Source organism: Candidatus Paceibacterota bacterium, from assembly GCA_028714275.1.
Taxonomy (GTDB): domain Bacteria; phylum Patescibacteriota; class Minisyncoccia; order Phycocordibacterales; family CAINVO01; genus CAINVO01.
The window spans coordinates 1-22,443 of the sequence record JAQTMP010000006.1 but is presented as its reverse complement, the minus strand read 5'-3'; the positions used below and the strand labels follow the sequence as shown (position 1 = coordinate 22,443).

Sequence of the window (22,443 nt, the reverse complement as noted above, 5' to 3'; positions counted from 1 at the left end):
CTTGAACAGTGGAGGAATCTGACAAAATGCTTAGGAAGAGCTTGAGGTACCAAGGCTGTCGTTTGGTCCACTAAAGTTGTAATCAACATTCATAGTTGATTCGCACTCGGAATATATGGTGTAGCATTGTCCAATACGATCTGCTTGACCAAGAGTATTGTTGTTGGGTAATGGCATATAATTCATTTTTAAGGCGGTGAAAAGGTCCTGCCACGCCAACAGGTAACTGCCTCCACCAGGTGAACCTTGCACAACCTGGATTTGCAAGAGAAAGCCGTTGCAACAAACCTGGAGGGATGTGAAGTGTCCTCCAAAAGGAACTGTGTAGGCTAAGTCTCCTAGACTGAGAGCATTGGCTTTATTGTTTGAAAAAAAGAAACTGGCCGCGATCAAAATAGTGAACGAAAGAAGTGTCAGAATATTTACTATTTTTTTCATAATTTTATTTTAAAATGAGATTAAAATTTGTCATATTGCTGCGTCCGTTTTTATTTTCAACTGCCACAAATAATTTGAGTGACTGGGGAAAATTTTTCATAACTTTGTCTAAGACCTGCTGGCTAAAACCTTTTGTTTGATCCTGGATCTGATTTGAAATTGTTGAATTCATAACAAAAGAAATCGTTTTGCTGTCTTTGGATGGAATATGTGTATAGGTAGAAGTGGCATCCCAAGAAACAAGCACTGTGTTGTCTGCCAAGTCAAAATTTTGTCCGGTAATCGTGATGGCCGTACCATTTTTAGCTGAATCTGGAGAAATGGACGTGACTGTAGGGGCAGTATCTGCCACCACGGCGTTTATTTTGCCAGAAATCAAAGAAATAATTTTTTGGCGGGTAGCAGGCCCCACAAAACCATTTCCTTGGACTAGATTATTAGGAGTCAAGATTTCTTGAGCATATTTCTCTTGAAACTTTATCACAGCCTGTTGAGTTTTTATTCCAAAATATGTTGTTTCATGGCCAGACGACCCCGGAGCACCCAAGGGTGTAGAGCCGTCTGAAAGGATCTGGGTAGCAGGATCCTGATTTAAAAATTTTTGCAGGGCTAACACATCTTGCCCGCTTACCCCCAAGCTTAAATTTCTATAAAAAATAGCGGCTGAACCAACAGCGCTAGACGGGCCAACAGACCCAGTAGTTTGAGCAAATGAACTGCCCGTTAAAAAGACAGAAAGAAAAATAAAAAAAATAGAGCAAAAAATAAATATCAGGCCAGACAGAAAAAATGGGCTATTTTTTCTGTTAGTTTTTTCTTCAAATATTTCAGATACCCGCACCATATTGATTGTATTGTATCACAGTATCATATATAATTTGACTATAATATTCATCTAAAATCTACCTCCTTGAATCTTAAAAACCTAAATTTTAAAAAAATAAAACTCCCTAGCCGCAACGTCCTTATTCTTTTTTCCCTCTGTCTTTCTCTCGTCATTTTTGTGGTGGCAGTCAAGGCTCGTTATGACCGTATTTCCTCTATTATTTCAACCGCTGATCTTTCCTACAGTGCGGGGCAAGTCTCATCAAGTGACAATCTAGTGGATAGCGCCATTCAGGATGCTCAGATTACTCAATTGACTGCCACCAACAGCGTAGCAAATGCCCTCCTTCCTGGCCCAAACGACACCATGACGGATACGCTTTCAAAAAGTCTTTTTGCCAACTACATGTCTGCTCAGACAGCAAATAGTGGACAGATAGATGATAGTAGCCAAACCAGCATTATCAACAACACCCTGGCCAACGTAAATATTCCTAGCCTGCCTCAGGCATACAGCCTTTCGGATATTCACAGCTTTACACCTAGGACTAAAAACGACCTTAAAACTTATGGAAACAGTCTGATTTTGACAATCAATCAAGCTTTTGCGGGGATCAACCAGCAAATCACTGACAATCCGGCGGGGGAAATACCCAATAGCAGCATAGTGATATATAAAAATGTTTCTTTGAGTCTTTCAAAACTATCTGTTCCTTCGGACATAGTCCAGACCCATCTGGCTCTGATCAATAGCTACTATGCTATTTACTCTGTTTTAAACGATATCAATAATTATCAAAAAGACCCCCTCAAGGGCCTCTTGGCTATCCAGGAATATCAGGCTTTAGCTACTCAACAAAACGATATCTACACCCAAATCAGTGGTTATTTCCAGAATAATGGTATAATTTTCAATGATAATGAGCCTGGATCAGCTTGGAATCCAGCCGCCAGCTCGACAAGCACCGCCCAAACTGCCAAATAATTTTTTATATATGAAAAAAATAATACTTTCTATCGCCATCTTCACTCTGATCGGAGCTGGCGCTTTGCCTTTAGAAACAAAGGCGGCTACCACTGACGCTGCTGGTACAATTGATCCAGGAACAAATAATGGATCTGGTGTTTATGCAAATTATCCTACGAATACTCAGTCTTATAATTCAAATACAAATTACAACAATGTGACCGGAGCGTACACCCTGCCAGACTCGGTAACCGCGGGTAATGCCGCCGCAGCCTCCATCAATCAACCCGCTGCAAATAGCCAAGCCGCTTCAGCCCAAAACACTACTCAAAGTAATGTCTCTGGAAGTGGTTCAATGACTGGGGCAGTAGGCTCGTGTGTTGGCAGTATTTTGGGGCAGGCGGTTGCGCGTGCGGCGACAGGACTCGTCGGAAAAGCTATTGGTACGGTCACAGACAAAGTGGCAAACCCACTTGTTCCAGATCAGCCAGTAAACTTGGAGGCCGCTAAAATTGGTATTGTAATCTTTGGGGTACCGACAGGCATCAGTTGGGATTCTATCCAGTATTGCTTTATCAACGCCATGATTACTTACATTACTCAGAGTACGATTGCTTGGATCAATAGTGGTTTCAATGGCAATCCAGCTTTTGTGTCCAACCCTCAACAATTTTTCAGTGATATTGCTGATCAACAAGCAGGGGCTTTTGTCCAGCAGGTAGTCGGAGGGACTACAGGCCTCAATATCTGTCAGCCTTTCCGTGTAGGGGTAGGTATCGGCTTGGCTAAGCAGTATGGTTCAACTTTTGCCCAAAGATCACAGTGTACATTGACCCAAGCTTCGGCAAATGTGAATCAGTTTTTGAACGGAAACTGGAGTCAAGGTGGAGGATACAAAAGCTGGATAAGTATGACTCAAAATCCACAAAATAATCCATACGGTCTTTCCTTGATGTCCAATAATGAAATGTACGCCCGGATTGGGACACAACAAAACACAGCACAACTTCAACTAGGTTTAAATAAGGGCTGGCTTAATATACAACAATGCGATAAAAGTGCGGCCGATGATCCAGAAAGAAAAAGCTGTCATACCACCACTCCTGGAGGAATGATTGCGGATGCAGCGGCTAAACAAACGGGCCTTGCGGCTGATCGGCTTGTGTTGGCAAATAGTTTTGATCAAGTTGTAACAGCTTTGGTAAACCAGTTGATTAAGATTTCGTTGAATAAGATTTTGCAGAATTAACGTGTAAACGTTTAAAAATAAATGTTTCAGATAGAGAAAAACAAAAAAATACTTTTCAATACAGGATTATTACTCCTAGTCGTATTCTTTTTGATACCACAGAAGGTGGGAGCTTGGCAGGATGGGCCAAACCTTTTGTCAAACCCTTTTACAAAACCAAACTATATTACTGGAACAACACTGGTTCTGGATTCTTATGAAAAAGCAATTGTAGCGAATGCTGGGGTGGTTGATACAAACGGAAAACCCAATTCAGATGTTCAGATGATCTTTATTTATAAACTGGATACCTCTACAGGTCAAATGAAGCTCGAGGATGTCGTCAGACATTCTGCAGATGGAAACCAAATCCAGACCGATCAATGGATAAGCCAAGCGAAAGGAATACCAGGGGCCCCTGATGACGGTAGGGTAATCTTGGATGAAACAGGAAATCCAAATAGTCCTGATGGACAACTTCGCAAAATAGCTGTAGCTCAAAATCAAGCGAATAGTTACGACGGAGCTAGTGGAGTGGTAGCTGCGAATCAAACAGCAGCTCAACAAGTTCAGGCAATGCATGCGGCAGGAAATACTGCCGCAGCAGCAACCCCAGACACTGGTATCGAAAGCAGTACTGGACCATCTTGCTGGAAACCCCTCAGTATTTGGCACATGGGTAGCGGTTTTGGTTTTGATGCTGAAGGTTGTGCCGCCTGGGGAGCCAATACGGTTCTCTCCGCTGTTTCTTGGATTTTGTGGATAGTGGGTATTCTATTTAACTTTGTTATAAGTTACACGGTCATTGATATGGCTAAAAATATTGGGGCTATTCAGACAATCACTACTACCTGGTCTACCTTTCGAGATTTGGCCAATATTGGATTTATCTTTATTTTGCTCTACATATCGATAGCTACCGTGCTAAGAATTAGTGGCTATAATGCCAAGACTCTTTTGGCAAAACTGATCATTGTGGCCATCCTGATGAATTTTAGTCTTTTCTTTACAAAAGTGATCGTGGACGCTTCAAATATTATTTCTTACCAGTTTTATAAATCCATTTCTATTACAGCGGCAAACGGCTCTGTCACGAACTTAGCTGGAACAAACCTTAATGACAACGGTCTTTCTGATGCTTTTTTGAATTCATTAAAACTGACAAGTATATACACGGGGGGGAGTACAAACGGAGGAACAAACAGCAAGAGTGCGGTCACAAGTGGTGGCTGGTACAACATTTTATTGACGGCTCTGTTTGGATCGATATTGCTGATTGTTGTTGCAGTTATATTTTTGTTCGCCAGTATAGTTTTTATTACACGTTTTGTGACTATTATCATATTGATGATTCTTTCACCAGTAGCTTTTGCTTCCATGGTCCTTCCAAAAACTTCAGGATCTTTTAACAAATGGTTGCAAGCTTTAATGAAAGAGGCCATCACCGCTCCGGCCTTTTTCTTGATGATTTGGGTTACACTTAAATTGATCCAGGATGGTGGTTTGAGTGCAATTCAAAACACTGCCACCGGTAGTTTTGGCAGTTTTGCAAATGGTACGGCTAGCTCTGCAAGCAGTATTGGTTTGGTTTTTAACTATGCTGTTGTGGTTGGGTTATTGGTATGTTCATTGGTCTTAGCAAAGATGGCTGGGGGAAGCGGCTCCGGGGCAGCGATGAATTTGTTTGATAAAACAAGAAAAGGAGCACAGGGATATATGGGTCGTGGTGGTGTCAGAACAATGCTTGCCGCTGGAAATGCTGTTGGTCTAGGAAAAATTGCTGGGGAAAATAGTAGATTTGGAAACACTCGTGTGGGAACAGCCTTGAGAAATATCACTTCTGGGGCAGCTGCAAAAGCTAAATTTGGTAGCGCTCGATCAGTTGAGGATGTAAACAAGTCAGAAAAGGAGCGAAAAGCAAAAGTTCGCACATTAGAACAAAGACAAAATATTGAAACTCAATTGGGCCTAGGGGCGGGAGGAAATGTTCCAAAGGCTGTTAGAGATATTGGTAATGACATCACAAACGTATCTGCCAAGACACTTGCAAAGCCTGGGGTTGTTCAGCACCTAACCTCAAGTCAATTAAAAGCCATTGAAAAGAGTGATAAAATCGGTGACAGCGACAAGCAAAAAATCCGAGAAGCTCGTATGGCTCCACTGCAGGCCGCAGTAACTGCTGGTGCGGGTGTCCATGGGGCCTTGGGCAACCTTCATCCATCTGAAGTCGCTCAATTACCAATGACAACTCTTGGACATGTAAATGTCGTACCCCATCTAAATGTAAGTATGATTAAGAAAATTAAAGAAGAAACAACCCAGACTGAACGTGCTGGCCTCAGGGCTCAGCTTTTGGCTGCTCATGCTGCTGGTTCTCCTGTTGAACAGTGGCTAAGAGGGGGGGCCCACCATGACGGAGAGGGCCTAGACTTCTAAACTTAAAATAATAAGAAAAATATGCCTGAAGAAATTAAAAAATATCTCGAATCCGCTAACTATATCATTGCTATCCAAGAAATTGGGGCTGATTTTGATTTAATGATAAATAAAATTGATAGCCTTGAACAAGAAACCCGGGCTTTGATTTCTGGTAAAATATTTTCTGCTGATTTTACTCAAAAAATAAGAGATGTTTTGGAAATACCAGAGGGTGAAGCTGAAAAAATTGCAGCAGAGATCGATGAAAAGATTCTTAAACCCTTAAAACACACCCTTGTTGAGATGGGAGGGGAAGAAAGTGAACATAAAGATCTTAATAAAGAAGACGTTTTAAACGAAATCGAAAATCCGACACCTACTCCAAAGAATTCGAGTCTGCCTACAGCAAATGCTTCTGCCGTACGCCCTCCAAACACACCCACCACAATCTCTGGCACAACCCCCATGACTTCTATCCGCAATCAATCCCTCACGGTCCAAAAAATGGCTGAGACTATTCAGGTACCCAAAAAAGAAATTGTAATCAATGAAAAAAGTAGCCCCTCGCCAGCTGTGCCCTCAGAAGCTCCTCAAGCTGAAACTAAAAAATACGCTGTCGATCCTTATCGAGAACAGTTCTAAAGGCACCTTAAGATACTTTAAAATTTAGCCTTTCTTTAAGCCTCCTTGGCAGAAACTTGAACACATATCTGCTAGGCTTGCTAGTAGCGTGCACACTTTAGATGTACGATAATTCAATTAAATGCCAAAAGAAGATACTATTTTAGAAGCAATCCTAGACCTTAGGGTTTATGTAGAAAATAAATTTGACCAGGTGGATAAAAGATTCGACCGTATAGAAAAACGTCTTGAGGCCATAGAAAGCCGTGTCGAATCTATTGAAGAAAACATAGCCTCAATCAAGGTCGATATGAGCATCATGAAAGACGATATCCACTCAAATCGTCAAAAGACCATTAAACTTGAGCAGAGTCTCGAACACTACGTCTCCCTTACTGCCTCAGAATTTGCTAAACTAGGAGCATGAGATTCCAAGTACCCCAATTTATCGAGGTTGAAGACAAGATTTTTGGCCCTTTCACCTTCAAGCAGTTTGTCTATCTTGTGGGAGGCGTAGCTGGGGCCTATCTTGTCTGGAGAGTCTTGCCAGCTTTCATTGGACCGATTTTTGCCTTGCCTATTCTTGGCCTAGCCCTCGCTTTGGCTTTTTATAAAGTAAACAATCGCCCTTTTATTGATGTGGTGGAGTCAGCCATCACTTATTTTATAGGCAACAAACTTTACATCTGGAAAAAAGAGGACAAAAAAATAGCGCCCAAGGATCAGGCTAAAAAAGGCGGGCCTGGCCACGAAGATGAGGATGACGGCACCGATGTGACCAAAGGCCTTTTTGTGCCAAAACTCTCCGAAAGTAAGCTCAAGGATTTGTCCTGGAGCCTTGATGTTAACGAAACAATCTACTCGCACGAGTCAAAAAGCCTGGGAGTGGGGCAGGGTATGAGGCGCGGGAGTAAAAATCCTTTTTAATATTTCACCCTTTAATTTCAGACACTGTTTTTACACAAGTTTTTATTTCTTTTTTACTATATAATAGAGCTATGGCCTCAAGCACAAGCATTCCTTCCAAAGCAACTCAGCAATTTGTACCCATCAAAGAAGTCCGTGATGGGGTGCTTGTCTTGAAAGACAACTCTATGCGAGCCATTGTCCTCACCTCTTCCCTCAACTTTGCTCTCAAATCGGCTGACGAACAGGGCGCTATCATTGCCCAGTTTCAAAACTTTCTCAACTCGATCAACTTTCCAATCCAGATCTATGTCAGTCACGCAAACTAGACATTCGACCATATATTGCGCTTCTAGAGCAGCGCCAGCTCGAGCAGACAGGAGATTTGATGAAAATTCAGACCCATGAGTACATTGAGTTCATCAAAAGCTTTACTGAATCTACCAACATCATGACCAAAAGCTTTTTTATCGTGGTGCCGTACACTCCTAGTGTCATCCAGGCCAAAAAAACAGGGCCATTGAGCGTTTTCCAGTCCAAGAAAAAATCCGTAGTGGCAGCCGAAGATATTCAAAACTTTGAGGAAAACCGAAGTCAGCTCGAGCAGCGTATCGAGGTCGTCGAGCAAGGTTTGGTGCGCTGTGGGATCCGAGTGGTCAAGCTTGGCACCGAAGAATTGATTGAGCTTTTCTACAAGATTTTCAACCCAGGGGATATAGACAAGCCTATCCATGTGGAGCAATAGGGGCAATAAGTAAAGAGTAATAAGTAAAAAAACAAAAACATGTCACTCCTTGATTTTATAAAACCAAAACCCAAGACCGCGCCAGTTATTACTTCTATCCTGCCTCAGGAGATTTATCAGTCTGGAGTGCTTGAGCTCCAGGATGTTATTGCACCTTCTGCTCTCAAGATCACTCCGCGAGCCCTCAATCTTGGCGACAAAATCGTCCGAACCTTTTTTGTCATTTCTTATCCCCGCTATCTGACTGAAAGCTGGTTTGCTCCTATTATCAACCTCGACAAGATTTTTGATGTCTCGATTTTTATTCATCCTATTGAGACTTCCCGGGTCTTGCGCCAATTTCAGAAAAAAGTGGCTGAGGTTCAGAGCCAGATTCACATTCGGGAGGAAAAAGGCCTGGTGCGAGACCCGATGCTCGACACCGCCTATCAAGATCTCGAAAATCTCCGCGACAATCTCCAACAAGCCCAGGAACGTATCTTTGATGTGGGTCTTTATATTTCCATATACGCGGATACAGATGGCGAGCTTGATAAAATAGAATCTGAAATAAAATCCATTCTCGAGGCCAGCTTGGTCTACATAAAGCCTGCCCTTTTTCAGCAGGAGCAAGGCTACAAGAGTATTTTGCCTATTGCTACGGACGAGCTAGCGGTGCACTCAAAACTCAACTCTTCGCCTCTCTCAAGTCTTTTTCCTTTTATTTCTTTTGATCTTACCTCAGATAAAGGAATTCTTTATGGCATCAACCGACACAACTCCAGCCTCATTCTTTTCGACAGATTTTCACTAGAAAACTACAACTCTGTGACCTTCGCCAAGGCCGGATCGGGAAAATCCTACGCCACCAAGCTCGAAATTTTGCGCACTTTGATGTTTGATACCGAAGTCATCGTCCTTGATCCAGAACGTGAATACGAATATATGGCTGAAGCCACAGGCGGCCGCTATTTTAATATTTCTCTCACGTCTGAACACCATATCAATCCTTTTGACCTACCAATCGCTCGAGAAGACGAGTCCGCCGCCGACGTCCTCCGCTCAAATATTATCAACCTCGTGGGTCTTTTCCGCATCATGCTTGGAGGTTTGAGCCCCGAAGAGGATTCCATCATCGACCGCGCCATCAGTGAAACCTACGCCCTCAGGGACATTACTCCAGAGTCCAACTTTGCCACCATCGAGCCGCCTCTTATGTCTGATTTTGAGCTAGTGCTTGCGGGCATGGAGGGAGGAGAGAGCCTAGTGCAGCGTCTAACAAAATATACCAAAGGGACTTGGGCTGGTTTTATCAACCGTCCAACCAATGTCGATATCAATAAAAAATTTGTGGTGTTTTCACTCCGCGATATGGAAGACGAGCTCAAACCAATCGCTATGTATATCGTCATGCACTTTATTTGGAATGCTGTGCGCAAAGATTTACGTAAACGCCTCCTTGTCATCGACGAGGCTTGGTGGATGATGAAATCAGAGGATACGGCTAGCTTCCTGCTTGGTTTGGCAAAACGAGGGCGTAAATATTACTTAGGTCTTGCCACTATCACCCAGGACGTAGAGGACTTCTTGGCTTCTCCTTACGGTCTGCCGATTATTACCAACTCATCTATCCAGGTCCTACTCAAGCAGTCTCCCTCTTCTATTGATGTCATCCAAAAAACTTTCAATCTCACTGAAGAAGAAAAATTTCTCTTACTTGAATCCGATGTGGGTGAAGGCATCTTTTTTGCCGGTCTCAAACACGTCGCTATCAAAGTGATTGCTTCGTACACTGAAGACCAGATCATCACCTCCAATCCTAGTCAGATCTTGGCCATGAAAAAAGCCAAAGAAGATTTACTCGATAAAGGGAACGCTTAAAACGCTACTTTATGTCTGCATCTCAACAACGTATTTCAACTGGTGACGAGACTCTTATGGAAGGAGCCGCTTGGTGCGTCTATGCTCTTGATTTTGTGATAAACATAGTCGGAGACTGGTTTTTAGTAGGAGAAATCATCAGTATCATCTTTATGGCTGTCATGACAGCTGTATATATATTTTGGTTTACCACCAAAAACGTCAAGATTACCGACCCCACTATTTTTAAAGTTTTTATTTTAAGAGATATTGTGGCTTTAATCCCGATTATTGATCTATTGCCTATTTTTCCTCAAAAAGAAGGCCTTCCGCAGCCTGGCTTTCCTGGGATGGTTAGAGCGGTTATCCAAGCCTCTAGAGAGCAAGATAAAATTCAAAATCAAAAAAATGCCGGCGCTGAAAGTAAAATCATTCGGCCAAACCGTTTCCGCCCTGAAGGTGCGTCAGATGAAAAACCAAATCGTTTCAGAAACCAGCCGGCCAACAATCAAGGGGATAGTGACGAATACCAGGAGGCAGCCTAGTGTGGTACTATTATGAGGATGAAGAATAATTTTCTTACTCATGTTTTCTCTTTTAGTGTGGGTTCCATACTCGCATTCTCTCCTTTTTTGGCCTTTGCCCAACAAAGTCCAGACATCACCTCACAAATTCCTGAGATCCAAGAACAAGCCACCGTCACCGTTGACCCTGAGATTCCCAAACCGAACGATTCTGTTTCCGTTTCCATCGAAGCTTTTGGCATCGACCTCGATCGGGCCAATGTGTCATGGGCAGTCAATGGAAAAACTTTCACCAGCGGCACTGGTCTCAAATCTTTAAATTTAAACGCTGGCCCAATAGGCAAAGTGACGAAAATTGACATCACCGTCACCCCTATAAACGGCCCTGCCTTTACTCGCAGCGTCACTATTGCTCCTGCCGATGTAGATCTGATTTGGGAAGCGGACTCATATACCCCTCCTTTTTATAAAGGTAAGGCTCTCTACTCATATCAAGACAACGTGAGAGTAGTGGCTCTGCCTACTCTTATTTCAAATGGCTCTCAAGTCAGTCGTTCAAACATTATTTATAATTGGAAGAAAAATTACACCGCTTATGCAGACAAATCCGGCTTTGGCATAAATTATTTCGATGTCACTGGCAACATTCTTACCAAGCCTGACAATGTGGCAGTGGAAGTTTCTTCGGCCCAGGATTCATCTACCAAAGCGGCCAACGATGTCGATCTTATTCCTGGAGACCCTCAAGTCGCTCTGTATGAAGACAATCCTCTTTATGGAATTTTATTCAATCGGGCCCTTCAAGGCTCATACAATCTCAATCAAGCTGAGGTAAAAGTAGCCGCCTACCCATATTTTTTTGGAACCAATGCCAAAAATGGTTCGACTTTGGGCTATGCTTGGTCGATCAACAACAATTCAATCGATGTTCCCACAAATCAAAATGAAGTTGTCTTTCGTCAGGCCACCAAAGAAAAAGGTCAGTCTGATATAGCTGTCCAGATCAATAGTACCGACAAGCTTTTGGAACAAGCTGCCAACGCTATCTCGTTTTTGATTGGAAAATAACCCTACAAAACATCCCCATGCAACCCTACACCCCTCTCACCAACATTGGAAATTTTGTAAGTGCTACTCCGGTGGATTTTCCTACCTATCTAAACAGTATGTACAAGTTGGGAATTGCAGCTGCAGGAGTGTTGGCAGTTATTATGATAGTGGTTGGTGGCATTCAATATATGACCTCTGAGGCTATTGGGAGTAAAGAGGAGGGGAAGGATAGGATTTGGTCAGCTATTTGGGGGCTAGTCTTGGCTTTGATGTCATTTATTATCTTGAATACTATCAACCCTAAGCTTTTGAATTTGAATTTGAGTATATCTCAAGTGAACGGGACGGCGGGGACTCCGGCAACGGCGAATAACCAGTTGTTTGCGACGACTACAGGAACGGCGGGGGTCAATCCCTATACTGGTTACAATGCCTTAACGGGGGCTTATGGCTTGCCCGGACAAGCCCCAACCGCTGATAGTCTTTCTCCCGCGCCAGGCGGAGGACAAACGGCCACTGTCAACAATGTAAAAATCGACACTGATGGGATTGGACAGCCTCCATATTTTGATTTGTATCACCAAAACCAAACCTCATACCAACCAAACGGTCAAAGTCTTGATGCAAATACTGATGTGTATGTAGTAGTGCCCATCGGTTCGAGCATTCCTTTAGGAACACCGGTGCTTATCCAAGACAATACTACAGGAAAACAGGTGTGGGGAATTGTTGGGGATCACGGTCCGAGCACTGGGGGATACGGAGAGATGTCTCGGGCTGCTGGTATGGCCATAGGGGCAACGGACGGCACGCGCGACGCCGCCAATCCTGATAATGTTACTTTCACATTTTATCCTTAATCTTTAGACAAAGATTTAACATGCAACCCTACACCCCTCTCACCAACATTGGAAATTTTGTAAGTGCTACTCCGGTGGATTTTCCTACCTATCTAAACAGTATGTACAAGTTGGGAATTGCAGCTGCAGGAGTGTTGGCAGTTATTATGATAGTGGTTGGTGGCATTCAATATATGACCTCTGAGGCTATTGGGAGTAAAGAGGAGGGGAAGGATAGGATTTGGTCAGCTATTTGGGGGCTAGTCTTGGCTTTGATGTCATTTATTATCTTGAATACTATCAACCCTAAGCTTTTGAATTTGAATTTGAGTATATCTCAAGTGAACGGGACGGCGGGGACTCCGGCAACGGCGAATAACCAGTTGTTTGCGACCTCACCCATTGGCACTCCAAACCCATCAACAGGCTTCAATGCCTTCAGTCCTCCAAATACGGGGGCCTCTGGTATTCAGCCTATTGGAGGCTCGGCCGCTGATCAGGCCAGTTATTTTAACAATGAAGACAATGCCAGAGCCTATTTACTCACTAATGGTGTAAATATCGCTCAACAGCCTTGTACTTTTGGCCAAACTTTTGGCTGTAATAATATCTCAACTGTTGGACAAAGCGGGGTAAGTGGTTTGGTTGATTTGGCCAACAACACCGGGGACTCAAATCTGACCGTTTTAGGGGTGACCAGCCCAGGGATAGGCAAGCCCATTGTCAATCTTCAAAATGACACCGTTCTTCAAGATTATATTCTTTCAAACTATGTCCAGCAAAATGCCAACGGTGGGTATGTGATGTCAGATGGTTCAATTTTCATAGATACCGGAAACAGCTGGAGTGTGGTTTATCCATAGTTTTGCATTTTTTTAGTTTTTATTTAATCCAATTTACGATACAATATAACTATATGTCTCGAGGTAAGTTTATTACACTCGTCGTAGCCATCTCCATTTTGGTTTTTGGGGGGTTGTTTGGCGTCTACTGGTACGTTGCCAGACCAAACACAACAGGAGGATCAACAGCTCAGACCCAAAAAAGTCTCTTCGATTTTCTTTCTTTTGGAAAAAATAGCCCTAGCCAAAACTCTGGCACCCCTTTTGTCTCAAGCACCACAGATGCCACCTCGGGTTTTGGAGAACAAAATTTGGCCATTCCCCAACTAAGACAACTTTCTACGTCGCCTGTGGCAGGGATTGATTTTATTCAAAGAATAGTGACTTCGACAAGCACCGCCAGCTCTACTCAAAAGACAAAAGTGGTTAAAAATTTGGAAACATTCATCCGTTTTGTAGACAGAGCTACGGGCAATATTTTTGAAGCAGCCACCAGCACCCTTCAAATCACTCGTGTGACCAACACCACTAAACCAAAGATTTATGAAGCTTATGTGGCAAATGCAACAGGGGATGCTTATATTTATCGTTCGCTTATCAATGATACTGATGTTATAAAAAATGAGTTTGTCAGTGTCCAGCCAGCCACATCAACAGTTTCAACCTCAACCCCGGGACAAAATTTGTTTAATTCGACTGAAAGTATTTTAACCTCTTCACCTTTACCTTTCGAGATCACGGCTTTAACCTTGTCCCCAACAAGAGATCAGATGTTCTATGTTTTAAATACTAGCCCTAGAGGGATTATTTCTAAACCAGACGGCACAAAACAAAGTGTTGTTTTTGATTCTCCGCTCAAGGAATGGCTAGTTGATTGGGTAAATTCAAAGGTTATTGCCATGACAACCAAACCTTCGGGTACAGTGCCGGGATACTTATACTTTCTTAATCCTCAAACAAAAACCTTTTCAAAAATTCTTGGGGGTATAAAAGGCCTCACCTCTCTTGTCTCACCTAATGGAAAAAAAGTTTTGTATGCAGAAAATACTGACGGGGGAGTGATCAATATGAGTCTTTATCAACCCGATACTAATATTTTGCAAAAATTATTTATCCATACTTTGCCAGAAAAATGTGCCTGGAGTCAGGACAACAATATTTTGTACTGTGCTATCCCAAACAACCCGCCTTCAGCCATCTACCCAGATGCCTGGTATCAAGGATATGTAGCTTTTTCAGATACAATCTGGTCTATCAACACCACCACAGGTGAAAGTAAAGTTATTGTTCGCCCTCAGGACGTCGTCACCGGGGCTTCACTTGACGTGACCTACCCTTCACTTGATACCGCCGAAGATGCGCTGGTTTTTGTTGATAAGACTACTCTCACACCTTGGGTATTAAATCTTCCAACAAACACATCTACCCCTGCAGTAAGATAAAAGGCGCTTTCCGGAGCACGGATATTTTTCTACTAAAAAATTCCTCGTGCTCGCTCCGTCGAGCTCGCAAGTCTCCGTCAAGTGCCTTTTATCTTACTGCAGTAGTTGTTGTGTTCCTGTTTTCAATAGGTTTACGTACAGTGTGGCGTATTACCAACTCCTGCCCCACCATAAAAATACTTTTTGTAGCCCAGTAGAGACAAACCGCTCCTGAAACTTTAAAAGAAAAAAGGAAAATAAAGACCGGGATGACATAGCGAATCTGGATGTTCATGCTACGAGCAAAGTCGTCCTTAAAAGATGGCTTCCCTGAAGAATCTGCCGACTTTGGGCTTGGGGTAAAGGCTGGGACAGAAAACCACCCTTGAAAAAACTGGGTTAGGGCCGCTAAAAAACCAAGAACTATGCTTGCTTTGGCAATATCCATACCAATAAAATGCATGTTGACCGTCAAGGGATTGGCAACAAAGGAATATAGGATTGATTTATCAATAATAGGCAAGCCTCCCCTGTAAAATATAAAATAAAGGCCCAAAATAATAGGGATCTGAATAAAAGTTAAAAAAACTGTTGAAAAAGGGTTGATTTTGTTCTTTTTGTAGAAATCCATCATTTCTTGGGCTTCTTGCTGTTTGTTACCTTTATTTCGTTCACGAATTTTAGCAAGCTCTGGTTCCATCAATTTCATTTCGAGCTGGGTTCTGACTGAAGATCTGGAGAGGGGAAAGAGGATAAGCATGACAATACAGGTCAGTAAAACAACCACCACGCCCACATTGTGGCCTGGCACGACGTCAATCAAAAAAACCAGTGCATTATATAAGGGATTGTAAACTACAAGGTGAAAAATGTATGAAATCATGGCATTAGTATACCAGCTTTTACTAAAACAACCCTAAGTTCTTCCAAAAACTGGTCCTTTTTTAGTTTTTTGGCGGCAGCCGAAACAAAAACCATCACTTTAAAATTGGGCTGGATTTTTGACAAAAAAGACCTAATAATTTCTCTAGAACGACGCTTTAGGCGGTTTCTTTCAACCGCTGTTTTGGCCACTTTTTTTGAAACCACCACCCCAAAACTGCTACTAAATGGCTCTGTGTGGGCGTATTTTATAAAACGAAGCGAAAAAAAGGGCGTATAGACAGAAACACCCTTGGTGAGGATGTTATTGCATTCGTCTGTGTTTATTCTGTGGGTGCGAGGCAACATTTGTTTTGACCCCACCATCAAGCATTACACCGTAGAAAGTCGTTTGCGACCTTTGTGACGGCGGCGAGTGATGACATTTTTACCTGTACGGGTTTTCTTTCGCACTAAAAAGCCATGGCTTTTAGCACGCTTTCGTTTTTTTGGTTGATATGTTCTAGACATAATGAGGGAGTATAGCGCATTATCCACAACTTATCAACATAGTTATCTCCTTGTCGCAAGTTCATTCTTTTCCGCAAGGAGTTATACTATAGCCACTATGGATGTAAAACAAATCTGGTCTTCGGTCCTAAATGAAATAGAGCTGGCTTTCTCAAAAATTAATTTCAATATGTGGTTTAAGGATACTGGGGTACAAAGGATTGACGAAGAGGGTGGAGTGTATGTTTCGGTCCCAAGTGTTTTTGTCCGCGACTGGATTGCTGAAAAACACCACAAAACCATGTTGAGTTTGTTTAGAAAATACTCAGACAACCTTGTTAGATCTGTCCACTATGTGGTTATTGCCAATAATCAAAAAAACCAAAACCTTGAATCACCCCAAGCCAACACCCACAAAATCCAAAACATTACTCGAGAGCTTCCTTTGACTGACTTTTATATCAATCCTGATGACAACCTAAACCCTCGATATACTTTTGAAAGTTTTGTGGTTGGACCTTTTAACGAACTAGCGCATGCTGCAGCTCAGGCTATTATTAAAAAACCTGTTGCTTACAATCCACTTTTTTTCTACGGAAGCACAGGGCTTGGTAAGACACACCTCATGCAAGCAGTGGGGAACTACCTAAAAAATCACAACAAAGACCGAAGGGTTTTTTATGTTACCTCTGAAAAATTTTCGACTGATTATGTCAGCTCGATGCAAGCCAACAAAATAAACCAGTTCAAAGAAAAGTATAGAAAATATGATCTATTGATTATGGATGATATCCAATTTCTTTCAAACAAAGAAAAAACTCAAGATGAGCTCTTTCACCTCTTTAACCACATGTATGAAAACAATCGCCAGATTATCTTTTCATCTGATGTCCATCCAAACTACCTTCAAAACTTAGAGGATCGTCTAAAATCGCGCTTCATGGCAGGAATGATGGTAGATATTTCTCCTGCTGACTTGGAGTCAAAAACGGCCATATTACAAGCCAAAGCGCGCCAAAATGGAGTAGAAATTCCTCTCGAAATCATTCAGTATATTGCCTCCACTGTAGAAGGAAGCATTCGAGAGCTTGAAGGGGCCTTAAACGCCCTCATATGCCACATGCAGATGAAGGGAAACGACATCTCGCTCAGTGATATAAAGATGCTCACAAAGAACTCTACAAAACCAGTTCGAAATGTTTCAGTAAAAGAAGTGATTAAAGCGGTGGCTAGTTTTTACAACATAGAGGAGGATAGCATTTACAATAAAACTCGCCGCCAAGAAGTGGTCAAACCAAGACAGCTCACTATGTATATTTTGCGAGAAGACTTTAATATTTCATATCCTCTTATAGGACAAAAAATGGGTGGACGAGACCACACCACTGTCATTCACTCATGCGACAAAATTAAAAATGAAATAAAAAATAATCCTCTCCTTATCCAAGAATTAAATCAGATCCGCGCATTGATTTGATGTGGATTAAAAGTGAGTAGGGTTTAAAAAACTGGGGAGAAGGAGTGGAAAAGTTTGGGAGACCGTCCGGTCTGAATGTTGAAAAGTAAAAAATAAAAATAAGTTTGGGTTAAAGTTATCCACATGAAGTGTCCCATATCCACATTTTATTCTTTAAGGATTCCTAAAAAAACCAGTATCGAAAGCCTTTAAAAAGTTTTCCCCATATCCACAAGACTATCATCATCATATATTTATATATAATAAAAAAGAAAAAACATATGAACATCGAATGTGTAAAAGAAAAGTTGGTCGGGGCAATTTCAAAAGCAGAAAAAATAACAAGTAAGAATCCAACCCTTCCGGTATTGAAATGTCTTTTACTTGAAGCAAAAGGGGGACATTTAAACATAAAGGCCACCAATCTGGATCTTGGTGTAGAAATCGTTGTACCAGCAAAAGTGATCCAAGATGGAGTTATTGCTGTGCCTGGAGCAATTCTAAATGGTTTTTTGTCCAATCTGCCTCCAGAAAAAAGCATAAAGCTGGAAATGATAGACGGATCCTTAAAAGTTTCAACATCTCAAAGTCATGCTCTAATAAAAACTTATCCCATTGAGGACTATCCTACTATTCCAAAAGTATCGGGAGGTCAAGTTTTTTCTTTACCGGGTAAGGATTTCATCAAAGGCCTCAAGTCTGTCTGGTATAGCTCAGCTATTTCTAGCATGAAACCAGAGCTTTCTAGTGTGCTCATAAAAGCCGAAAATGGTTTTATGGTCTATGCAGCCACAGATGCTTTTCGTTTGGCTGAGAAAAAAATAAAGGCTAAAAATATAGGTAATTTTACCCAAACCCTTATTCCATTTAGAAATGTGGCGGAAATTGTCAGAATTTTTGATGGAGTTGAGGGAGATTTTGAAATAAAAACGGATGCGAATCAAGTTTCAATTTCCACAGACTCAATCTACCTTTTTTCGCGCGCGGTGGAAGGAGTTTTTCCAGATTATCGTCAGATTATTCCAAAAGAGACAACTACGGAGGTAGTGCTACTTAAGCAGGATATTTTAAATAGCCTCAAGACCTCCACAGTCTTCTCTAATGCATTTAATGAGGTCAACCTAGAGATTGATCCAACTGCAAAGATTTTTCATCTCACAACTAAAAATAACGACGTTGGAGAAAATGAAAACAGCCTCAGTGCCGCTTTGACGGGAGAATCTTTAAAAATTAATTTTAATTACAAATATCTCCATGACTGCTTCCAGTCTATAGACACAGACTCTATTTCTTTTAGTTTTGCCGGCCTCAATAAAGCTTTGATCATAAAAGGAGTAAATGACCAATCCTTTATGTATTTAGTGATGCCTATGAATAAATAGGATGTGTTTTAGGTGGGTGATAAATTTAAAATAAATTTGGTATAATGAAAGTATGCTCAGTGTTTCAAACTTTTTAAGCAGGTATCAAACCTTCAAGGACAGCACCCTTGATCGAGAAAAAATAGCCCAAACACTATCTATTTTTATGAAGGTGTCTTTTACAAAAAAAGAAATTATCCTTAAAGACAACGTGCTTTTTATTAAAACCCACCCAGCCATAAAAAATGAAATCTTTTTAAAGAAGACATCAATTTTAAGTTATTTAAAGGAGAAAAATCCAGAGGTATCAGTTTCCGATATCCGTTAAAAATAAAAGTTATTTAATAACACTAAAGGAAAAGGAAGCTTCACCCCTTTTTCCATTTATGTCCGTTGCCAGGGCCCTCACTTCATTGGTAGCTTGAATATTTTCAGTATCGTTTGGAACAAAAGAAAACAAAAAAGGAGCTTGAGTAGAAGAGCCTATAAGAGTGTTGTTCACAAAATAATCAATTCTGGAGATTGTGCTTGAGGATTGGATGTTTGGAGTGATTGTAACTCTCGTGTTTCCATCAATGGTGTTGTTTTGGTTTGGACTTGATAGTGTAAACACAGGGCCATCAATGTCTGTGGTTCCGGGTACGACCACTGGTCCTGGGGTGAAGTTTCCTACTGTGGTAGGCGTGGTGAGGAGGTTTTGACTGGCTGCCCAGTTTTGCACCCCATACTCCCATAAACGAAACTGAGGATCACTGTTTGGATCTGTTGGTGCGGGGCCAGTCGGGTCATTTTTATTTATCCAATAAAGCTCAGAGTGTATACCACTCAACCCATCACCCTGCCAAAAACCTTTAAGAAATGGCTTTAGATTTGGATCTGTTGGATCTGGTGGAGTAAATTGGGTATCTGGTACTTTGGTTAAGGCATAATCCATAAATTGCTTCCACATCGGAGCGGCAATAGCGGCGGAGGCTTTTTGGACCATGGGGGCATTGTCATTGTTTCCCATCCAGACACCTACTGCGATTGAAGGTGTGTATCCAATAACCCACGCATCTCGGGAGTTGTTTGTAGTACCTGTTTTCATGGCTACTCTTTTTCCTCCAAAATAAACTGGACCAAAAACAGGCGCTCTGGCATTATTATCAGATAGCACATCATTTACTAAACGAGCTGACTGGGGATTGAGGACCAAGCTTGAAGAAGTGGCAAACCTTTCCAGGTCATTCCCAGCTCGATCTTTCACCTCCAGTATTCCAGTGTCTGGATTGCGTACTCCATCTTGAGAAAAAACTCCGTAGGCGCTTGTCATATCCAATGGAGAGACTTCACCTCCTCCAAGTACAAGGGTAAGGCCATATTGGTTGGCGTCCCCAAGGCTTTGGATGCCCATTTTCCGGGCCGTTTCTATAGAATTCTGAACTCCAGCTAAATAGAGAAGTTTTACAGCTGGAACGTTGCGTGAGAGGGCTAAAGCCGTGCGTAGGCTCATCACTCCCATATAAGTGTTATCGTAATCTTGAGGAGAATAGCAAACTGCGCCAGGGGAGATAGGATATCCAGTCACACTACACCCTGTTGAAAATTCAGTTGGCACATCAAAAATAGCCGTGTCGGGAGTGTAACCTTTATCAAAAGCGGTGGCATATACGAAAGGTTTAAAGGAGGATCCCGGCTGACGATGGGCCGTAGCTACGTTAAAGTTTCCATCGATTGTTGTATCAAAATAATCTCGAGAACCCACCATAGCTAATATTTGGCCATTGGTTGGATCTATAGCCACGAGTGCCCCGTTGCTGGCATTAAGGGCCTTTCCATTCTTTAGAATGTAATCCTTGACCACTTGTTCAGCTTTTTGTTGGAGATCGTAATCAAGAGTGGTTATGACACTGAGGCCCCCTTGTTGAAGGGCATCTTCCCCGTATTTTTTTGCCAAGTAGTCTCGGATAAACATCACAAAATGAGGAGCTTTAATCCCTCCAACCGAAGCAGTTTTAAAGGCTACATTTTCTTGTATAGCAGCATTATATTCATCGGCTGTAATGTCATTCAATTCCCTCATTTTTTGCAAAACAAGATTTTTTCTATCCACCAAAGCTGCCTTGTTGTTTCCAAAAGGGGAGTAATAGGTGGGGGCTTGAGGTAGGGCGGCAAGATAGGCTGACTCTGCTAAATCCAGGTCGGCAGCGTGTTTACCAAAAAAAACCTGGCTGGCTTCTTCTATTCCATATATATTTCCTCCGTAAGGTGTGTTGTTTAAATAAAGGTTTAAAATGGTGTTTTTATCGGCAACCTGTTCTAGTTTTATGGCCAAAACCCATTCCTTAATTTTTCTGGAAATTGTCTTGTCGCCAGTCAAAAGTGAATTTTTTACCACTTGTTGGGTGATGGTTGAGCCTCCTTGGCTGAAATGAAGAGTCCAAATGTCTGCAAAAAAGGCTCGGATAATAGAGCTGATTTTTATCCCATTGTGCTGATAAAAACCCGCATCCTCAATGGCTACCGCCGCTTCTTTTTCGTAGGGTGATATTTGGTCAAAAGGAACAACGGTGCGACGTACGTTCTGGCTTAAATCATACAGGAGAATATTACCTGTTCGGTCATATATTTTTGTAGATTGACTGACTAAGCGGTCGTCAAAAGAGCTTAGGTCTGGGGTTTTTAGGCTGGCGGCCCATAAGACAAAAAATCCACCAAATATGAAAAGAAAAATCAAAACAGCAACCAAAACAGATGCAATATGCCTCCACTTGATAATTCGTGGCAGGGATTTCAAAATATTTAAAAAAACATGCCAGACACGGCTTCTCCCTGCAGGAGTTTTCAGATTTTTCCAAACCCACTTTATAAATCTACCCAATCCTTTTAATTCCCTAAGGAACACATCTATCAATTTCATTGCCCTACATCCTACCATACTCAAAGGACTTTCAATATGGTACATTTATACTTATGAATATAGGCCTTATAAAAGAAAAACCAAAAGGAGTGTCCATCCAGGAACTTTTGACTAGAGGAGTTGAACACATTTTTCCCAATCCAGCTTTTTTAGAAGAAAAATTAAAAAAAGGTGAAAAAATCACTATTTATTTAGGCATTGATCCGACCGGCCCGACTCTTCATTTGGGCCATGTGATTATCCTCAAAAAGTTACGGGATTTTCAGAGACTTGGGCACAAAGTAATCCTTTTGATTGGTGATTTTACAGCCCAGATAGGCGATCCTACTGACAAAATGGCTACCCGCAAAAAACTAAGTGCAAAAGAGGTTTTAAATAACTGCAAAGTATATAAAACACAAGCCAGTCGTTTTCTAGATTTTTCAGGTCGCAATAAAGCAGAGCTCCGTTTCAACTCAAGCTGGCTTAAAAAGATGAACTTTGCGGATGTTTTAGAGCTTGCCTCACACATGACAGTGGAGCAAATGCTCAAGAGGGACATGTTTGAAAAAAGAAATTCTGAAGGAAAACCAATTTTTATTCACGAGTTTCTTTATCCCCTTCTTCAAGGGTATGACAGTGTGGCGTTGGGGGTGGATGCGGAAATTGGAGGCAATGATCAAACTTTCAATATGCTTGTGGGGCGAGATCGGA

24 protein-coding genes are annotated in these 22,443 nt (G+C 41.8%); 18 read left to right on the top strand and 6 right to left on the bottom strand.

Going from position 1 to position 22,443, the window contains the following annotated elements:
• Nucleotides 1-30: 30 nt before the first annotated feature.
• Both PHF79_01115 and PHF79_01110 read right to left on the bottom strand, forming a co-directional pair.
• Complete coding sequence (locus PHF79_01115; protein ID MDD5318410.1) at nucleotides 31-438, bottom strand: hypothetical protein; 408 nt, start codon at nucleotides 436-438, stop codon at nucleotides 31-33.
• A gap of 4 nt (nucleotides 439-442) precedes the next feature.
• Nucleotides 443-1,282: an IPT/TIG domain-containing protein gene (locus PHF79_01110; GenBank protein MDD5318409.1), complete on the bottom strand. Its 840-nt coding sequence runs from the start codon at nucleotides 1,280-1,282 to the stop codon at nucleotides 443-445.
• 66 nt (nucleotides 1,283-1,348) lie between these two features.
• Here PHF79_01110 and PHF79_01105 point away from each other — a divergent pair, with 66 nt between their 5' ends.
• The 14 genes from PHF79_01105 to PHF79_01040 all read left to right on the top strand — a co-directional run bounded on the left by PHF79_01105 (nucleotide 1,349) and on the right by PHF79_01040 (nucleotide 14,684).
• Entirely contained in the window at nucleotides 1,349-2,248 is a 900-nt protein-coding gene (locus PHF79_01105) for a hypothetical protein (GenBank protein ID MDD5318408.1), read from the top strand.
• Nucleotides 2,249-2,258: 10 nt separating this feature from the next.
• Nucleotides 2,259-3,479, top strand: coding sequence for a hypothetical protein (locus PHF79_01100; GenBank protein MDD5318407.1), 1,221 nt, complete (start codon nucleotides 2,259-2,261; stop codon nucleotides 3,477-3,479).
• A 21-nt stretch (nucleotides 3,480-3,500) separates the two neighbouring features.
• Entirely contained in the window at nucleotides 3,501-5,894 is a 2,394-nt protein-coding gene (locus tag PHF79_01095; GenBank protein MDD5318406.1) for a hypothetical protein, read from the top strand.
• Between the two features lie 21 nt (nucleotides 5,895-5,915).
• Nucleotides 5,916-6,518 carry a hypothetical protein gene (locus PHF79_01090; protein ID MDD5318405.1) on the top strand — a complete coding sequence of 201 codons (603 nt, stop codon included), beginning with the start codon at nucleotides 5,916-5,918 and terminating at the stop codon, nucleotides 6,516-6,518.
• Between the two features lie 121 nt (nucleotides 6,519-6,639).
• The gene (locus tag PHF79_01085; GenBank protein MDD5318404.1) at nucleotides 6,640-6,924 is read left to right on the top strand and encodes a hypothetical protein; all 285 of its coding nucleotides are present in this window, start codon (nucleotides 6,640-6,642) and stop codon (nucleotides 6,922-6,924) included.
• Nucleotides 6,921-7,424: a PrgI family protein gene (locus PHF79_01080; GenBank protein ID MDD5318403.1), complete on the top strand. Its 504-nt coding sequence runs from the start codon at nucleotides 6,921-6,923 to the stop codon at nucleotides 7,422-7,424. Before PHF79_01085 ends, PHF79_01080 begins: the two co-directional genes overlap by 4 nt.
• Before the next feature lie 71 nt (nucleotides 7,425-7,495).
• Complete coding sequence (locus PHF79_01075; GenBank protein MDD5318402.1) at nucleotides 7,496-7,732, top strand: hypothetical protein; 237 nt, start codon at nucleotides 7,496-7,498, stop codon at nucleotides 7,730-7,732.
• A gap of 59 nt (nucleotides 7,733-7,791) precedes the next feature.
• Entirely contained in the window at nucleotides 7,792-8,148 is a 357-nt protein-coding gene (locus tag PHF79_01070; protein MDD5318401.1) for a hypothetical protein, read from the top strand.
• 39 nt (nucleotides 8,149-8,187) lie between these two features.
• Nucleotides 8,188-10,008, top strand: coding sequence for a DUF87 domain-containing protein (locus PHF79_01065; protein MDD5318400.1), 1,821 nt, complete (start codon nucleotides 8,188-8,190; stop codon nucleotides 10,006-10,008).
• A gap of 11 nt (nucleotides 10,009-10,019) precedes the next feature.
• Nucleotides 10,020-10,532 (top strand): hypothetical protein, encoded by a 513-nt coding sequence (locus tag PHF79_01060; GenBank protein ID MDD5318399.1) that lies wholly within the window; start codon nucleotides 10,020-10,022, stop codon nucleotides 10,530-10,532.
• 18 nt (nucleotides 10,533-10,550) lie between these two features.
• Nucleotides 10,551-11,579 (top strand): hypothetical protein, encoded by a 1,029-nt coding sequence (locus PHF79_01055; GenBank protein MDD5318398.1) that lies wholly within the window; start codon nucleotides 10,551-10,553, stop codon nucleotides 11,577-11,579.
• Nucleotides 11,580-11,596: 17 nt separating this feature from the next.
• Nucleotides 11,597-12,421 carry a pilin gene (locus PHF79_01050; protein ID MDD5318397.1) on the top strand — a complete coding sequence of 275 codons (825 nt, stop codon included), beginning with the start codon at nucleotides 11,597-11,599 and terminating at the stop codon, nucleotides 12,419-12,421.
• A 20-nt stretch (nucleotides 12,422-12,441) separates the two neighbouring features.
• Nucleotides 12,442-13,263, top strand: coding sequence for a pilin (locus tag PHF79_01045; GenBank protein ID MDD5318396.1), 822 nt, complete (start codon nucleotides 12,442-12,444; stop codon nucleotides 13,261-13,263).
• Between the two features lie 53 nt (nucleotides 13,264-13,316).
• The gene (locus PHF79_01040; protein MDD5318395.1) at nucleotides 13,317-14,684 is read left to right on the top strand and encodes a hypothetical protein; all 1,368 of its coding nucleotides are present in this window, start codon (nucleotides 13,317-13,319) and stop codon (nucleotides 14,682-14,684) included.
• A gap of 88 nt (nucleotides 14,685-14,772) precedes the next feature.
• Here the strand turns inward: PHF79_01040 and PHF79_01035 are convergent, their stop codons facing one another.
• Genes PHF79_01035 through rpmH form a run of 3 tightly spaced genes read right to left on the bottom strand, consistent with a single transcriptional unit; the run spans nucleotide 14,773 to nucleotide 16,055 of the window.
• Nucleotides 14,773-15,546, bottom strand: a complete 774-nt coding sequence (locus PHF79_01035; protein MDD5318394.1) for a YidC/Oxa1 family membrane protein insertase — start codon at nucleotides 15,544-15,546, stop codon at nucleotides 14,773-14,775.
• Nucleotides 15,543-15,893: a ribonuclease P protein component gene (gene rnpA, locus PHF79_01030; protein MDD5318393.1), complete on the bottom strand. Its 351-nt coding sequence runs from the start codon at nucleotides 15,891-15,893 to the stop codon at nucleotides 15,543-15,545. Before rnpA ends, PHF79_01035 begins: the two co-directional genes overlap by 4 nt.
• A 24-nt stretch (nucleotides 15,894-15,917) precedes the next feature.
• Nucleotides 15,918-16,055 carry a 50S ribosomal protein L34 gene (gene rpmH, locus PHF79_01025; GenBank protein MDD5318392.1) on the bottom strand — a complete coding sequence of 46 codons (138 nt, stop codon included), beginning with the start codon at nucleotides 16,053-16,055 and terminating at the stop codon, nucleotides 15,918-15,920.
• Between the two features lie 97 nt (nucleotides 16,056-16,152).
• Between rpmH and dnaA the strand changes: the two genes are divergently transcribed.
• The 3 genes from dnaA to PHF79_01010 all read left to right on the top strand — a co-directional run bounded on the left by dnaA (nucleotide 16,153) and on the right by PHF79_01010 (nucleotide 19,179).
• Nucleotides 16,153-17,511 (top strand): chromosomal replication initiator protein DnaA, encoded by a 1,359-nt coding sequence (gene dnaA, locus PHF79_01020; protein ID MDD5318391.1) that lies wholly within the window; start codon nucleotides 16,153-16,155, stop codon nucleotides 17,509-17,511.
• A gap of 260 nt (nucleotides 17,512-17,771) precedes the next feature.
• Nucleotides 17,772-18,872, top strand: coding sequence for a DNA polymerase III subunit beta (gene dnaN / locus PHF79_01015; protein MDD5318390.1), 1,101 nt, complete (start codon nucleotides 17,772-17,774; stop codon nucleotides 18,870-18,872).
• Between the two features lie 52 nt (nucleotides 18,873-18,924).
• On the top strand, nucleotides 18,925-19,179 hold the full coding sequence (locus PHF79_01010; GenBank protein ID MDD5318389.1) for a hypothetical protein: 255 nt from the start codon (nucleotides 18,925-18,927) through the stop codon (nucleotides 19,177-19,179).
• 9 nt (nucleotides 19,180-19,188) lie between these two features.
• Here the strand turns inward: PHF79_01010 and PHF79_01005 are convergent, their stop codons facing one another.
• Complete coding sequence (locus PHF79_01005; protein MDD5318388.1) at nucleotides 19,189-21,750, bottom strand: PBP1A family penicillin-binding protein; 2,562 nt, start codon at nucleotides 21,748-21,750, stop codon at nucleotides 19,189-19,191.
• Between the two features lie 53 nt (nucleotides 21,751-21,803).
• On the opposite strand from PHF79_01005, the gene tyrS reads away from it, so the two are divergent.
• Nucleotides 21,804-22,443: tyrosine--tRNA ligase (tyrS, locus tag PHF79_01000; GenBank protein MDD5318387.1), on the top strand; the 640-nt coding region annotated here is incomplete at its 3' end.

What these genes read in the sequence shown, in the direction of transcription:
- PHF79_01080 (MDD5318403.1), top strand. Translation starts at nt 6,921, where the DNA reads ATGAGATTCCAAGTACCCCAATTTATCGAGGTTGAAGACAAGATTTTT.
- PHF79_01095 (MDD5318406.1), top strand. Translation starts at nt 3,501, where the DNA reads ATGTTTCAGATAGAGAAAAACAAAAAAATACTTTTCAATACAGGATTA.
- PHF79_01110 (MDD5318409.1), bottom strand. Translation starts at nt 1,282, where the DNA reads ATGGTGCGGGTATCTGAAATATTTGAAGAAAAAACTAACAGAAAAAAT.
- PHF79_01085 (MDD5318404.1), top strand. Translation starts at nt 6,640, where the DNA reads ATGCCAAAAGAAGATACTATTTTAGAAGCAATCCTAGACCTTAGGGTT.
- PHF79_01055 (MDD5318398.1), top strand. Translation starts at nt 10,551, where the DNA reads ATGAAGAATAATTTTCTTACTCATGTTTTCTCTTTTAGTGTGGGTTCC.
- rpmH (MDD5318392.1), bottom strand. Translation starts at nt 16,055, where the DNA reads ATGTCTAGAACATATCAACCAAAAAAACGAAAGCGTGCTAAAAGCCAT.
- PHF79_01005 (MDD5318388.1), bottom strand. Translation starts at nt 21,750, where the DNA reads ATGAAATTGATAGATGTGTTCCTTAGGGAATTAAAAGGATTGGGTAGA.
- PHF79_01065 (MDD5318400.1), top strand. Translation starts at nt 8,188, where the DNA reads ATGTCACTCCTTGATTTTATAAAACCAAAACCCAAGACCGCGCCAGTT.
- PHF79_01010 (MDD5318389.1), top strand. Translation starts at nt 18,925, where the DNA reads ATGCTCAGTGTTTCAAACTTTTTAAGCAGGTATCAAACCTTCAAGGAC.
- dnaA (MDD5318391.1), top strand. Translation starts at nt 16,153, where the DNA reads ATGGATGTAAAACAAATCTGGTCTTCGGTCCTAAATGAAATAGAGCTG.
- PHF79_01060 (MDD5318399.1), top strand. Translation starts at nt 10,020, where the DNA reads ATGTCTGCATCTCAACAACGTATTTCAACTGGTGACGAGACTCTTATG.
- PHF79_01035 (MDD5318394.1), bottom strand. Translation starts at nt 15,546, where the DNA reads ATGATTTCATACATTTTTCACCTTGTAGTTTACAATCCCTTATATAAT.
- PHF79_01040 (MDD5318395.1), top strand. Translation starts at nt 13,317, where the DNA reads ATGTCTCGAGGTAAGTTTATTACACTCGTCGTAGCCATCTCCATTTTG.
- PHF79_01075 (MDD5318402.1), top strand. Translation starts at nt 7,496, where the DNA reads ATGGCCTCAAGCACAAGCATTCCTTCCAAAGCAACTCAGCAATTTGTA.
- PHF79_01115 (MDD5318410.1), bottom strand. Translation starts at nt 438, where the DNA reads ATGAAAAAAATAGTAAATATTCTGACACTTCTTTCGTTCACTATTTTG.
- PHF79_01045 (MDD5318396.1), top strand. Translation starts at nt 12,442, where the DNA reads ATGCAACCCTACACCCCTCTCACCAACATTGGAAATTTTGTAAGTGCT.
- PHF79_01090 (MDD5318405.1), top strand. Translation starts at nt 5,916, where the DNA reads ATGCCTGAAGAAATTAAAAAATATCTCGAATCCGCTAACTATATCATT.
- rnpA (MDD5318393.1), bottom strand. Translation starts at nt 15,893, where the DNA reads ATGTTGCCTCGCACCCACAGAATAAACACAGACGAATGCAATAACATC.
- PHF79_01100 (MDD5318407.1), top strand. Translation starts at nt 2,259, where the DNA reads ATGAAAAAAATAATACTTTCTATCGCCATCTTCACTCTGATCGGAGCT.
- dnaN (MDD5318390.1), top strand. Translation starts at nt 17,772, where the DNA reads ATGAACATCGAATGTGTAAAAGAAAAGTTGGTCGGGGCAATTTCAAAA.
- PHF79_01050 (MDD5318397.1), top strand. Translation starts at nt 11,597, where the DNA reads ATGCAACCCTACACCCCTCTCACCAACATTGGAAATTTTGTAAGTGCT.
- PHF79_01070 (MDD5318401.1), top strand. Translation starts at nt 7,792, where the DNA reads ATGAAAATTCAGACCCATGAGTACATTGAGTTCATCAAAAGCTTTACT.